The organism is Actinosynnema sp. NPDC059335, assembly GCF_042752395.1.
Classification (GTDB): domain Bacteria; phylum Actinomycetota; class Actinomycetes; order Mycobacteriales; family Pseudonocardiaceae; genus Actinosynnema.
On record NZ_JBHYXZ010000053.1, the window covers coordinates 1 to 12,890 of the forward strand.

General features: G+C 73.6%; 10 protein-coding genes. 6 read left to right on the top strand and 4 right to left on the bottom strand.

The window, feature by feature from the left end; genetic code table 11:
* Positions 1 to 360 precede the first annotated feature (360 nt).
* Positions 361 to 987: a CHAP domain-containing protein gene (locus ACFXGA_RS18320; RefSeq protein ID WP_378089309.1), complete on the bottom strand. Its 627-nt coding sequence runs from the start codon at positions 985 to 987 to the stop codon at positions 361 to 363.
* Positions 988 to 1,080: 93 nt separating this feature from the next.
* On the bottom strand, positions 1,081 to 2,760 hold the full coding sequence (locus ACFXGA_RS18325; protein ID WP_378089311.1) for a DUF885 domain-containing protein: 1,680 nt from the start codon (positions 2,758 to 2,760) through the stop codon (positions 1,081 to 1,083).
* Positions 2,761 to 2,865: 105 nt separating this feature from the next.
* Between ACFXGA_RS18325 and ACFXGA_RS18330 the strand changes: the two genes are divergently transcribed.
* Entirely contained in the window at positions 2,866 to 3,516 is a 651-nt protein-coding gene (locus tag ACFXGA_RS18330; RefSeq protein ID WP_378089313.1) for a DUF3153 domain-containing protein, read from the top strand.
* 193 nt (positions 3,517 to 3,709) lie between these two features.
* Here the strand turns inward: ACFXGA_RS18330 and ACFXGA_RS18335 are convergent, their stop codons facing one another.
* A complete protein-coding gene (locus ACFXGA_RS18335; protein WP_378089315.1) occupies positions 3,710 to 4,594 on the bottom strand; it encodes a methylenetetrahydrofolate reductase in 885 nt (294 codons plus the stop codon).
* 105 nt (positions 4,595 to 4,699) lie between these two features.
* On the opposite strand from ACFXGA_RS18335, the gene ACFXGA_RS18340 reads away from it, so the two are divergent.
* From ACFXGA_RS18340 to ACFXGA_RS18355, 4 genes are all read left to right on the top strand, one after another.
* Positions 4,700 to 5,767 (top strand): polyprenyl synthetase family protein, encoded by a 1,068-nt coding sequence (locus ACFXGA_RS18340; RefSeq protein ID WP_378089317.1) that lies wholly within the window; start codon positions 4,700 to 4,702, stop codon positions 5,765 to 5,767.
* A gap of 2 nt (positions 5,768 to 5,769) precedes the next feature.
* Entirely contained in the window at positions 5,770 to 7,263 is a 1,494-nt protein-coding gene (gene crtI / locus ACFXGA_RS18345; protein WP_378089319.1) for a phytoene desaturase family protein, read from the top strand.
* Positions 7,264 to 7,762: 499 nt separating this feature from the next.
* The gene (gene mptB / locus ACFXGA_RS18350; RefSeq protein ID WP_378089321.1) at positions 7,763 to 9,211 is read left to right on the top strand and encodes a polyprenol phosphomannose-dependent alpha 1,6 mannosyltransferase MptB; all 1,449 of its coding nucleotides are present in this window, start codon (positions 7,763 to 7,765) and stop codon (positions 9,209 to 9,211) included.
* Positions 9,208 to 10,095, top strand: coding sequence for a phytoene/squalene synthase family protein (locus ACFXGA_RS18355; RefSeq protein WP_378089323.1), 888 nt, complete (start codon positions 9,208 to 9,210; stop codon positions 10,093 to 10,095). The genes mptB and ACFXGA_RS18355 overlap by 4 nt, the downstream gene beginning before the upstream one ends.
* 85 nt (positions 10,096 to 10,180) lie before the next feature.
* Here the strand turns inward: ACFXGA_RS18355 and ACFXGA_RS18360 are convergent, their stop codons facing one another.
* Positions 10,181 to 10,546: an Rv2175c family DNA-binding protein gene (locus ACFXGA_RS18360; RefSeq protein ID WP_233820415.1), complete on the bottom strand. Its 366-nt coding sequence runs from the start codon at positions 10,544 to 10,546 to the stop codon at positions 10,181 to 10,183.
* Between the two features lie 184 nt (positions 10,547 to 10,730).
* On the opposite strand from ACFXGA_RS18360, the gene ACFXGA_RS18365 reads away from it, so the two are divergent.
* Entirely contained in the window at positions 10,731 to 12,818 is a 2,088-nt protein-coding gene (locus ACFXGA_RS18365; RefSeq protein ID WP_378089325.1) for a PASTA domain-containing protein, read from the top strand.
* Positions 12,819 to 12,890: the final 72 nt, after the last annotated feature.

Genomic DNA, 12,890 nt, shown 5'->3' on the forward strand with positions numbered 1-12,890 from the left:
GGAGAAAGGCCGGCACGCACCGCGTAACGGGGCCGGTGAGCCGCTTTGTCGTGCGAGGGCTTTTCATCCCAGAGGAGGGGGCCGTGTCATCCCGCCGACCTGGCAACGCCCAACCGCGCGTGTCAAGGGGGCACCGACGGTGCCAACAGCCACGATGGGCCGGAACCGCCCCCTTGACACGTGTGGTTGCCCTTGTGGAGGTCGGCGGGATGACACGGACACCGGACCCACGACGCAATCGCAGCCAACGACGTTGGTCCGTCATCCTGCTGATCTGCCCGTCCGGCGAGGACGCTTTGAGAAGCTTTTAAACGCTTCCGGTCTTCACCGCGCCCAGCCCTCGAACCGGGGCGCAACCGGTCAGAACGGCGAGACGAAGCCCGTCGCCTGCAGGTACTTGCCCGCGTTCAGCCCTTCGATCTTGCGCAGCTTGGAGTACACGACCCGGTCGTCGAAGTTCCCCTCGACCGTCCGCACGTGGGTGGCCTTGCGCCCGGTCCGGTCGTACCGCACCTCGACGACCAGCCCGACGTGCGCGTGCATGTCCGGGTAGTTGCCGTAGACCACCGCGTCGCCCGGCGCGACGTCGCGCTCCGCGATGTCCTTCCACCGGCCGTTGGCCTTGCCCCACTTCTGCCAGTACGTCGCCCAGTGCCCCTGGTCGAGCACGGGCGCGCCGGGGGCCGGGCGCATCGACGGCCGATCCGGCACGCCGGCGGTCGTCCACGCCCAGTTGACGAACACGCCGCACCACTCGGCCGGGCGCAGCACGCCCTGGCCCTCGACCTGGTACTGCGGCGGGTAGTAGTTGCCGTTGCCCTCGCGCTGACCGACCTGGCGCAGCGCCTGGTCGACGATCTCCTGCCGGATGCGCCACTGGGCCTGGTCGCCCAGCGGTTCCGCCTGCGCGAGCGCCGGCGACCCGCCGAGCAGCAGCGAAGCGGCCAGTGCCGCGCCGAGCACGGCACGCGTCGCACGTCTGGTCATCAGGTCCCCCCTGCCGGTCGTCCGCACCGCGATCCAACACCCGATCCGGTGACCTCGGCGTGAGGCCGGGTGAGCCGAGGTCACCGGATCGAATCAGATCTCCGAAAGCCTCTCACGCAGCGTGTCCAGCCCCATCGCGCCCATCTCCAGCGCGTCCCGGTGGAACGCCTTGAGGTCGAACGCGTCGCCGTGCCGCGCCCGGGCGTCCTCGCGGGCCGCCAGCCACAGCCGCTCCCCCAGCTTGTACGACGGGGCCTGCCCCGGCCAGCCCAGGTAGCGGTCGATCTCGTCGCGCACGTGGGCCGGGTCGGTGATCGTCCGGGTGAGCATGAACTCCAGGCCCAGCTCCGGCGTCCACCGCTCGCCCTCGTGGAAGCCGGTGCCCTTGGGGATCTCCAGCTCCAGGTGCATGCCGATGTCGATGATGACGCGGGCGGCGCGGAAGAGGTGCGCGTCCAGCATGCCGAGCAGGTCGCCGTCGTCCTCCAGGTAGCCCAGCTCGCGCATCAGCCGCTCCGCGTACAGCGCCCAGCCCTCGCCGTGGCCGGACACCCAGCACAGCAGCCGCTGGAACTCGTTGAGCTTCTCCGCCTGGTAGACGGCCGTGGCGACCTGGAGGTGGTGGCCGGGCACGCCCTCGTGGTAGACGGTCGACACCTCGCGCCAGGTGGGGAACTCCTCCTTGTCGTCCGGCACGGACCACCACATGCGGCCGGGCCGGGAGAAGTCCGGGGTGGGGCCGTTGTAGTACGCGCCGACGCCGCCGCCGGGCGGCGCGATGCGGCACTCCAGCTTCATCAGCTCGTCCGGCAGGTCGAAGTGCACGCCCCGGACGTCCAGCAGGGCCTTGTCGGACAGGTCCTGCATCCACGACCGCAGGCCGTCCTTGCCGTGCACCAGGTAGCGCGGGTCGGCGTCCAGCGCGGCGGCGGCCTCGGCGAGGGTCGCGCCCGGTTTGATCCGGTTCGCGACCTGCTTCATCTCCGTCTCGATGCGGGTGAACTCGGCCCAGCCCCACTCGTAGGCCTCGGCCAGGTCGAGCCGGGAGCCGGTGAAGAACCGCGACCACAGCCGGTAGACGTCCTCGCCGACCGCGTCCTTCCCCGGCGCCTTGGGCGCGAGGTCGTCGCGCAGGAACACGGCCAGGTCGCCGTACGCCTCGGAGGCGGCCTTCGCGCCCGCCTCCAGCTCGGTGCGCAGCGCGCCGTCCACCGGCGCGTCCGCGATCAGCCCGGCGAAGAACGACTTCCCGCCGGCTCGGCCCGACCACGTGTCGCACTGCTCGGCGACCCGGCTGACCTGCCGCAACGCCGCCACGCACCCCTTGTCGGCGGCGTAGGCGAGGCCCGCGCGCAGGTTCGCCACCGCGTCCGGCACGGCGGTGAGCCGCTTGGCGATCACGGCCCAGTCGTCGGCGGTCTCGGTGGGCATCTGGTCGAAGACCTCGCGCAGCGACTGCACGGGGCTCGCGATGACGTTGAGCGCGCCCTCCATCTGGCCGGCCTCGTGCAGCTCGACCTCCAGCCCGACCCGCTCCAGGAACACGGCCTTGGCGTCGGCCTCCGACTTGTCCGCGGGCTCGGCCGCGGTGACGGCGGCGAGCGCGGCCACGGCCAGCTGCTTGCGGGCGGCGTGGCCCTCCGGCGAGTAGTCGGTCAGCTCGTCGTCGTGGCCGGGCTTGCCGATAAACGTCGCGGTCAGCGGGTCCGCCGCCGCGTAGTCGGCCACGAACTGGTTGCTGATGCCGTGCACGCCGGCGGAGGAGGTTGCCATGCGCCGCACGTTACCTCCGGCCCTTGTCCCCCCAACAGGTATTTAGCGAGGCTCACGATCGTGTCCCGATGGTCAACTTTTGACCGCGGCCGGCACTATGACCGGGTGTCCAGGGCCTCCGCGCTCCTCCTGCCGGTCCTCCTCGTCGCGCTGCTGTCGCTGACGGGGTGCGTCCGGCTGCACGCCGCGATGGCGCTGTCCACCGACGACCGCGTGTCCGGCGAGATCGTCGCCGCCACGCCGCCGACCAAGGACAACGACCCCGGTCCGCAGCTCAAGGTGCCCGAGGACCTGGCCAGTCGGGTCAGCACGAAGCCGTACAAGGTGGACGACTACGTCGGCACGCAGCTGTCGTTCACCGGGTTGACGTTCGACGAGGTGCGGGCGCTGTCGACGGCGACGAGCGCGTCGTCCAGCCGGTACCAGCTCGCGTTCCGCAGGTCCGGCGACCTGGTGACGTTGTCGGGGTCGGTGGACCTGACCCAGGTGCCGCCGGAACGGGCGGACATCCAGGTGAAGATCAGCTTTCCGGGTGAAATCGTGGACACGAACGGGCGAGAGGAGGACGACGCGACCATCGCGTGGTCCCCGAAGCCCGGCCAGGCGTCGATGTTGACCGCGACGGTCCGGTACGCGGGCGCGAACTCGGTGTCGTACTTCGGCTGGACGATGCTGGTGGCCGGGCTGACCGGCGGGGCGGCGCTGATCGTGGTGGTGCTGGCGATCGTCGCCCACCGCCGCAGCCGGGTGTCCTGACCCGGGGGTCGCGGAGGATGGCGGCCATCGCGTCGACCACGGCCTGCCGGCGGCGCTCCGCCGCTGACGCGCCGGCCACCGCGCCCGGCGGTCCGGCGCACACGGCGCGCCCGATGGGCCGGCGTACGCGGCGACCAGGCCGACCCGGCGGCCCGCCACGTCCGGGTGATCAGGCGCACCCGGTGCGGGCGGGTCAGGCGCGGGCGGGCACCAGGTTCAGCCGGCCGACGATCTCGCGCGTCGCCTTCGACCGGTTGAACGTGTAGAAGTGCAGGCACGGCACGCCCTCGGCGAGCAGCCGCTCCCCCACCTCGGTCACCAGGTCGATGCCCGCCGCGCGGAAGCCCGCCGGGTCGTCGGCGTACGGGTCGAGGCGGCGCGCCACCGAGGGCGGCACCGACGCGCCCGACAGCTCCACCGTCTTGGCCAGCGTCCGGGGCGTGGTCAGCGGCATCAGGCCGGGGATCAGCACGGTCTCGCAGCCCTGCGCGGCCACCCGGTCGCGCAGCCGCAGGAAGTCCTCCGGCTCGAAGAACAGCTGGGCGATCGCGAAGTCCGCCCCCGCCCGCAGCTTGCGGACCAGGTACCGGGTGTCCTCATCCAGGTCCGTCGACCGCGGGTGCCCGTACGGCGACGCGGCCACGCCGACGCAGAAGTCGCCCAGCTCGCGGCACAGCCGGACGAGTTCCTCGGCGTAGGTCAGGCCCTGCGGGTGCGCCACCCACTCGCCGTTCGGGTCGCCGGGCGGGTCGCCCCGCACGGCCAGGATGTTGCGCACACCGACGGCCGCGTACCAGCCGATCACGTTGCGCAGCTCGGCCACCGAGTGGTTAACCAGGGTGAGGTGCGCCATCGGCAGCAGGGTGGTCTCCTGCGCGACCCGGCCGGTGGTCCGGATGGTCCGGTCGCGCGTCGACCCGCCCGCGCCGTAGGTGATGGACACGAACGCCGGGTCGAGGGGCTCCAGCTCGCGGATCGCCCGCCAGAGCACGGTCTCGTCCGCCTCGTCGCGCGGCGGGAAGAACTCGACGGAGAACACGGGGGACCCCGTGCGCAGGCGCTCGACCACCGACGTCATGCCTCCCAGCCTAGAGGCACGTCCGGACCGTGGGAGACGCCTTTCACTGGATGGGACCAGCCCCCCGGTTGGGCATCCCGAAGGGACAGAGGTGACCATAGACGGGTGCCGCCCCACCCGTTGGACCTCGAACTGCCCAAGCACGTCGACGAAGCGTTGGCAGGTTATCTCGCCGACCGCCGGGCGCTGGGTGAGCGCATGGAGGAGAACTTCACCAGCGCCGTGGACGCCCTGGCCGACTTCGTCCTCGGCGGCGGCAAGCGGATCCGGCCCACGTTCGCGTGGTGGGGCTGGCGCGCCGCGGGCGGCGACCCCGAGGGCGAGCTGGCCGGCGCGGTGCTCACCGCGGTCAGCTCGCTGGAGCTGATCCAGGCGTGCGCGCTGGTGCACGACGACCTGATGGACGCCTCGGAGACCCGGCGCGGCATGCCGACCGTGCACGTCCGGTTCGCCCGCAGGCACCGCCGCGAGGGCTGGCTCGGCGAGCCGGAGCGGTTCGGCCTGGCCGCGTCGGTGCTGATCGGCGACGTGGCGCTGGCCTGGGCGGACGACATGCTGTTCGCCGCCGGCCTGCCCACCGACGCGTTGCAGCGGCTGAGCCTGCCGTGGCGCGACATGCGCACCGAGATGCTCGCCGGCCAGTACCTCGACGTGCTGACCCAGGCGCGCGGCGACAGCTCGCCGGACGCCGCGCTGCGCATCGACCGGCTCAAGACCGCCGCCTACACCGTCGAACGGCCGCTGCACATGGGCGCGGCGATCGGCGGCGCGTCACCCGAGCTGGTGGACGGCCTGCGCTCGTTCGGCACCGACATCGGCGTGGCGTTCCAGCTGCGCGACGACCTGCTCGGCGTGTTCGGCGACCCGGCGGTGACCGGCAAGCCCGCGGGCGACGACCTGCGCGAGGGCAAGCGCACGCTGCTGGTCGCGCTCGGCATGCGGTTCGGCGCGGACGTGCTGCACGAGGCGCTGGGCAAACCCGACCTGGACGTCGCCATGGTGGACGAGGTGCGCGCGCGGCTGCGCGAGGTCGGCGCGGTGGACGCGGTCGAGGAGCGGATCGCCGAGCTGACCGCCTCCGCGCTGCTCGCGCTGGAACGCGCCCCGGTCGCCGAACCCGCCGGTGAACGACTGGCCGAGCTGGCGGTCAGCGCCACGAAACGGACCTACTGACGATGCGCACGGTCACCGGCCGCACGGACCACGTCGTCGTGGTCGGCGCGGGGTTGGCGGGGTTGTCCGCCGCGTTGCACCTGCTCGGCGCGGGTCGCCGGGTCACCGTGGTCGAGCGCGACGCCGTGCCCGGCGGTCGGGCGGGCCGGCTCGACCTGGGCGGCTACCGCTTCGACACCGGGCCGACCGTGCTGACCATGCCGGAGCTGGTGGACGAGGCGCTGGCCGCGGTCGGCGACTCGCTGCGCGACCGGCTGGAGCTGCGGCAGTTGCACCCCGCCTACCGTGCCCGCTTCACCGACGGCAGCACGCTGGACGTGCACTCCGACGCCGAGGCGATGGAGGCCGAGGTGCGCCGGTTCGCCGGCCCGCGCGAGGCCGCGGGCTACCGGGCGCTGCGCCGCTGGCTGACCGAGCTGTACCGGGTGGAGCGCGAGCGGTTCATCGGCGCGAACTTCGACTCGCCGCTGTCCCTGCTCACGCCGGAGCTGGCGAAGCTGGCCGCGCTGCGCGGGTTCGGCCGGCTCGGGCCCGCGGTGGCGCGGTTCCTGCGCGACGAACGCCTGCGCCGGGTGTTCTCGTTCCAGTCGCTGTACGCGGGCGTGCCGCCGCGCAAGGCCCTCGCCGCCTACGCCGTGATCGCGTACATGGACACGATCGCGGGCGTGCACCACCCCGAAGGCGGGATGCGGGCGCTGCCGGACGCGATGGCCGCCGCCGCCCGGGACGCGGGGGCCGACCTGCGGTTCCAGACGCCGGTGGCGTGGCTGGAGCGCATCGGCGGCCGGGTCACGGCGGTGCGCACCGCGCACGGCGAGCGCATCCCGTGCGACGCGGTCGTGCTCACCCCGGACCTGCCGATGGCGTACCGCCTGCTGGGGCACCGCCCGCGCCGGCCGCTGCCGATCACCTGGTCGCCGTCGGCGGTCGTGCTGCACGCGGGCGTGGACCGGACGTGGCCGGAGCTGGCGCACCACACCCTGTTCTTCGGCCGGGCCTGGGACCGGACGTTCGACGAGCTGACCCGCCGCGGCACGCTGATGAGCGACCCGTCGCTGCTGGTCACCGCGCCGCCCGGCCAGGGCATGTTCGTGCTGGCGCCCGCGCCGAACCTGCGCACCGGCCCGATCGACTGGGACCGCGTCGGCCCGGCCTACCGCGACGAGCTGGTGGGCGTGCTGGAGGCGCGCGGCCTGACCGGGTTCGGCTCGGCGATCGAGGTCGAGCAGCTGGTCACGCCCCGGGACTGGGCCGAGCGCGGCCTGGCCGCGGGCACCCCGTTCTCGGCCGCGCACACGTTCGCCCAGACCGGCCCGTTCCGGCCGCGCAACCTCGTGCTCGACAACGCGGTGCTGGCGGGCTGCGGCACCACGCCGGGCGTGGGCGTGCCGCCGGTGCTGATCTCGGGCCGGTTGGCCGCCCAGCGGATCACGGGGACCACCGCGACGAGGTCGCGACGCCCGGTCACGACCCGGTGGGCGCGCACCGGGCGCTGACCGCGCCCTAACGCCTGGCCGCATCCGGCACCGCGCCACCCACGAGCCCCGCCGCGGCAGCGCCACCACGAGACGGGCCGGCCGGCGTCACGCCGCCACGAGCCCGGCCGGCGGCGCACCACGGCAACCCGGCGGCGCGGTGGCGCGCCGCCCGCGACGTGGCTGCCCGGCGTCGCCGCCGATCGTCCGGCGACGTCCGTCCGCGTCCGTCGGCTCCGGCGGCCTGCGACGGCTCCGGCGGCGTGCGGCGCAGGTGGGACCGACCGGGCCGCCGCCGTCGAATACTCCATGTGGTCACTCCCCCGAGTGACACGCGCGTGCGAAGATCCCTCCTGGTGTTACGAGCCTGTCACCAGACAGCGCTATCACGTGCCGGCGCGTCCGGACCTTGTGCGACGATGTTGCCGCGATGGCCGCGACCCCGTCCTTCCCACGATCGAGCGCCGCACCTGTCGAGCCGGTGCGGTCGTCGGCTACCCGGGTTCGGGACGGCGGCCCGGTGGACCGGCCGGACCCCGGCGGCATCCCGATCCGCACGATCCTGCTCGGCGTCGGCGGCGTCATGCTGCTCGCCCTCGGCGGCACCGGCGCGGGCGCGATCCTCAAGCACGACCCGCTGCTGGCCGACACCACGCTGAGCTTCATCCGGTACGGCCACGGCCACGACCTCGCCACCGCCGTGCTCTACCTCGGCCTCGGCATGGTGATCTGGTCGTGGACCCGGCTCGGCCGGATGGTGCGCAACGGCCACGTCGGCAGCGCCGCCGTGCTCACCGCGATCGTGGCCTGGACGCTGCCGCTGCTGTTCGCGCCGCCGCTGTTCAGCAAGGACATCTACAGCTACCTCGCGCAGGGCCAGATCGCGCTCAACGGCCTGGACCCCTACTCGGTCGGCCCCGCGGTGCTCCAGAGCCCGCTGTCGGACAACGTGAGCTGGGTCTGGCAGAACACCCCCGCGCCGTACGGGCCGCTGTTCCTGATGCTGGCCGAGGGCGTGGTGTGGGCCACGGGCGGTAGCGTCATCGGCGGCGTGGTGATCATGCGGATGGTGCTGGCGGTCGGCCTGGTGCTGCTGTGCTGGGCGCTGCCCGGCCTGACCCGCCACCTCGGCGGCCGGCCCGCGACCGCGCTGTGGGTGGCCGTGGCGAACCCGCTGATGCTCGTGCACCTCATCGGCGGCGCGCACAACGACCTGCTGATGGTGGGCCTGCTCGCGGCCGGGGTGCTCCTGGTGCTCGACCGCAGGCACGTGCTCGGCATCGCCGTGGTCACGCTGGCGTTCGCGGTGAAGGCCACGGCCGTGGTCGCGCTGCCGTTCCTGGTGCTGGTGTGGGCCCGCAGGCTGGACGGGTCCCGCACGACGCAGCTCGGCAAGGCCATCGCGGGCGGCGTGGTCACGTTCCTCGCGGTGTTCGCCGCGACCACCTTCGTGTCGGGCCTGGACCTGGGCTGGATCCCGGCGCTCAGCTCGTCCTCCACGATCGTGAACTGGCTGTCGCTGCCCAGCGCGGTCGGCGACTTCGCGCACACCGTGGTCAGCGCGTTCGTCCGGGTCGAGCCGGGCTGGTTCATGACCGTCGCCCGCGGCCTCGGCTCGGTGCTGCTGGTCTTCATCGTGTGGCGGCAGTGGCGGGCCGCGCAGGACGGCGGCCCCGAGGCGATGCGCCGGGCCGCGATCACCATGCTGGCCGTGGCGCTGCTCTCCCCGGCCACGCTGCCCTGGTACTTCAGCTGGCCGCTGGTGATGGCGGCGGCGCTGCCGTGGACCACGACCGGGTTGAAGGCGGCGGTGTTCTTCTCCACCTGGCTGCTGCTGGTGACGTTCCCCAACGGCGACACGGCGCTGTACTCGTGGGCCTACCTGGTGTTCGTCGCGGCGGTGTCCGCGCTCGCGTGCGTGTCCCTGACCAGGCCGGACCCGTTGCGGCTGTCCAGCAGGTACGCGTGACGGACCTGGCCGCGGCGTACGCCCGCTGCCGCGAGCTGAACGCCCGGCACGGTCGCACGTTCTTCCTCGCCACGCGCCTGCTCACGCCCGCGCAGCGGCCCTCCGTGCACGCCCTGTACGGCTTCGCCCGGTTGGCCGACGACATCGTGGACAGCGGCACGTCGCCCGACCCCGCGGGCGAGCTGGACGCGCTGGGAGCGCGGCTCCGCGACGAGCTGGCGGGACGCCGGACGGGCCACCCCGTGCTCGCGGCCCTGGCGGACACCGCGCGGCGCCACCGCCTCGACCAGGCGTTGTTCACCGACTTCCTGGCATCCATGCGGATGGACCTGACGGTCACGTCGTACCCGGACTTCCCGGCGCTGGAGCGGTACATGCACGGGTCCGCCGAGGTCATCGGGCTGCAGATGCTGCCCGTCTTCGGGACGGTGGGGCCGCGGGAGCGGGCCGAGCCGGCGGCGGCCGCGCTGGGCCGGGCGTTCCAGCTGACGAACTTCCTGCGCGACGTCGGCGAGGACCTGGACCGGGGCCGGCTCTACCTGCCGCTGGACGTGCTGGCGGCCCACGGCGTCGACCGCGAGCTGCTGGTCTGGTGCCGGCGGACGGGGCGGTCCGACCAGCGGGTGCGGCGGGCGCTCCGGCACCTGGTGGCGCACGCGCTGGCCGAGTACCGGGAGGCCGAGGTGGGCGTGCCGATGCTGCGGCCCGTGTCGCGGCCGTGCGTCCGGACCGCGCTCGTCCTCTACCGGGGGATCCTGGACGAGATCGCCGCGGCCGACTACAGGGTGCTGGACCGGCGGGTGGTCGTGCCCACCTCGCGGCGGCTGGCCGTCGCCGGGCCCGGTTTCGCCCGCGCGTTGATCGCCCGGCTCACCGGTCGCTGAGCGCCCGGGAACACGACGTCCGGACGACTCCCCCGCTCGGAGGAGCCGCCCGGACGTGGTCGGTCGTCGGGGTGGTGCGCTTCCGTCAGAAGCCCAGGGCCTGTGCCCGCCGCTTCACCTCACGGCCGCGGTCGCCGCGCAACGCCTCGATGGGCGTGCCGGGCAGGGTCTCGTCCTCGGTGAACAACCACCGCAGGATCTCTTCGGTCGAGAAGCCGGAGTCGCGCAGCACCGTGATGGTGCCGGGCAGCCCCTTCACCACGCCTCCGGCGGCGAGGAACTGGGCGGGGACGACGAGGACACCGTCACGGCGCTCGGCGAGCAGCTGACCGTCGCGCAGCAACTGGTGGACTCGGTTGATCGGCAGGCCAAGACGCTCGGCGACCTCGGGGAGGGGCAGGACCTCCAGGTCGGGAGCCAGCACATCCGCAGCGGCAGGAATCGCACTCACGTGCGTCACGATGCCACAACGACGTGCGCGATGCCCTGCGCCAACCGGGTGGTGGCGGTACACCCGCGGGTCGGCTTGCGGACACCCACCGTTCCGCTCGACTTTGACACGGATCCCACACGCGCGCGTGGGATGCTCCAGCGCACAGCATCGGTCGGCACCACCCACCGTACGATCCACGGCTGTGGAAAGGTCGGCGACGAACGTGATCGGCGGGCTGCTCGAACAACGCTACCGGGTCGGCGCCCTGGTGGCGCGGGGCGGCATGTCCACCGTGTACCGAGGTGTGGACACCCGCCTGGAGCGCACCGTGGCCATCAAGGTCATGGACCCCAGGTTCTCCGCCGACCCGCAGTTCGTGGCGCGGTTCGAGCGCGAGGCGCGGGCGGCGGCGAAGCTGCACCACCCGGGCGTGGTGCAGGTGCACGACCAGGGCGTGGACGAGGACCGGGTCTACCTGGTCATGGAGCTGGTCGACGGCGGCACGCTGCGGGACCTGCTCACCGCGCGCGGCAAGCTCGACGTGGCGCTGGCGCTCACCGTGCTGGAGAAGGTCCTCTCGCCGCTCGCCGCGGCGCACCGGGCCGACCTCGTGCACCGGGACGTGAAGCCGGAGAACGTGCTCATCGGCCCGAACGGCACGGTGAAGGTCGCCGACTTCGGCCTGGTCCGCGCCGTGTCCACGGCCGGTGTGACCAGCGACACCATGATCCTGGGCACGGTCGCCTACCTCTCCCCCGAGCAGGTCACCACGGGGACCACGGACGCGCGCAGCGACGTGTACTCGGCGGGCGTGCTGCTGTACGAGATGCTGACGGGCGCGCCGCCGTACGTCGGCGACAACGCCATCTCGGTGGCCTACCGGCACGTGAACGACGAGGTGCCGCCGGTGCCGGACGTGCCCGCCGAGGTGGCGGAGCTGGTGCGGCGGGCGACCCGCAAGGAGCCGTTCCTGCGGCCCGCGGACGCCGAGTCGTTCCTGTCCGAGGTGGAGACCGCGCGGGCGAAGCTGGGCCTGGCGCTGGTGGACGTGCCGGTGCCCGCCCCCGCGCCGCAGGCCGCCGCCGCGCCCGCCGCGCCCGCCGAGGAGGCCACGGAGCACGTGCCCGCGCCGGTCGGGCCGGCCGAGCGGACGGTGCGGGTGGAGCCGGTGCGGGTGGGCGCGGGCGTGCCGTTCGCCGAGCCGACCGTGCCGGTGCACCGACCCAACCCGCTCGTGCCGCCGCCCACCGGCCCGCAGGGCACCCGGGCGATCCCCAGGGCGGCGCTGATCGCCCCGCCGGAGCCCCAGCCGGTCGGGCCGCAGCCGCCCCCGCCGGGCCGTCCGCGCCCCAAGAGGCCGCCGAAGAAGAAGACGCCCGAACAGCTCTACGAGGAGATGCGGGCGCGCAGCAAGCGGCAGTTCATCACGTGGATCAGCGTCGTCGCGGTGGTCGCGGTCATCATCGGCGTCACGAGCTGGTGGCTGGTGGTCGGCCGGGTGACCACCGTGCCGGACCTGGTCGGCAAGGACGAGGCCACGGCCACCGCGCTGCTGGACGAGGCGTCGTTGAAGAAGACGCTGCGCACCGAGAACAGCGACACCGTGCCCAGCGGCCAGGTGATCAGCACCGACCCGCCCGCCGGCACCGAGGCGACCCGCGGTGACCTGGTGCGGCTCGTGGTGTCCGCGGGCAAGCCGGTCGTGCCGCAGGTCAACGCCGGGGTCGAGGTCGCCGCGGCCGAGCGGGAGATCACCTCGGTCGGGCTGAAGCCGCAGCTCAACCCCGCCGAGGACGCGTTCAGCGACCGCGTGCCCAAGGGCAAGGTGGTGACGCTCAAGCCCGCGCCCGGCACGCCCGTGCCGATCGGTTCCGCGGTGACGATCGTGCTGAGCAAGGGCCCCGAGCCCAAGCCGGTGCCGAGCGTGATCGGCAAGTCGAAGGACGAGGCGTTCGCCGAGCTGAGCGCGGCCGGGTTCGAGCCGGTCGAGGGCACGCCGGAGCCGTCGGACAAGGTCGAGGGCGGCAAGGTCGTCCGCACCGACCCGCCGGCGGGCACGAACCTGCCGCCGACGAACCGCCGGGTGACCGTCTTCGTGGCCCCCGAGGGGGTGACCGTGCCGCACGTCGAGGGCAAGACGGTCAAGGAGGCGAAGAAGATCCTGGAGGAGGCCGGCCTGAAGGTCGACGTCCAGTTCAACAACCGCGACCGGGCCCGCGTGGTGAACCAGTCGGTGCGGGCCGGCGAGCGCGTGCCGAAGGACACCAAGATCACCATCATCGGGGTGTAGGCCGGGCGGGGCCCGGCGGGACGGCCCCCGGGGCCGCGCGCCCGGCCCCGCGGTGGGGGGGCGGGGGGGCGC

Excerpts from the sequence above, each read along its gene's own strand:
- ACFXGA_RS18320 (WP_378089309.1), bottom strand. The coding sequence starts at position 987 with ATGACCAGACGTGCGACGCGTGCCGTGCTCGGCGCGGCACTGGCCGCT.
- ACFXGA_RS18325 (WP_378089311.1), bottom strand. The coding sequence starts at position 2,760 with ATGGCAACCTCCTCCGCCGGCGTGCACGGCATCAGCAACCAGTTCGTG.
- ACFXGA_RS18335 (WP_378089315.1), bottom strand. The coding sequence starts at position 4,594 with ATGACGTCGGTGGTCGAGCGCCTGCGCACGGGGTCCCCCGTGTTCTCC.
- crtI (WP_378089319.1), top strand. The coding sequence starts at position 5,770 with ATGCGCACGGTCACCGGCCGCACGGACCACGTCGTCGTGGTCGGCGCG.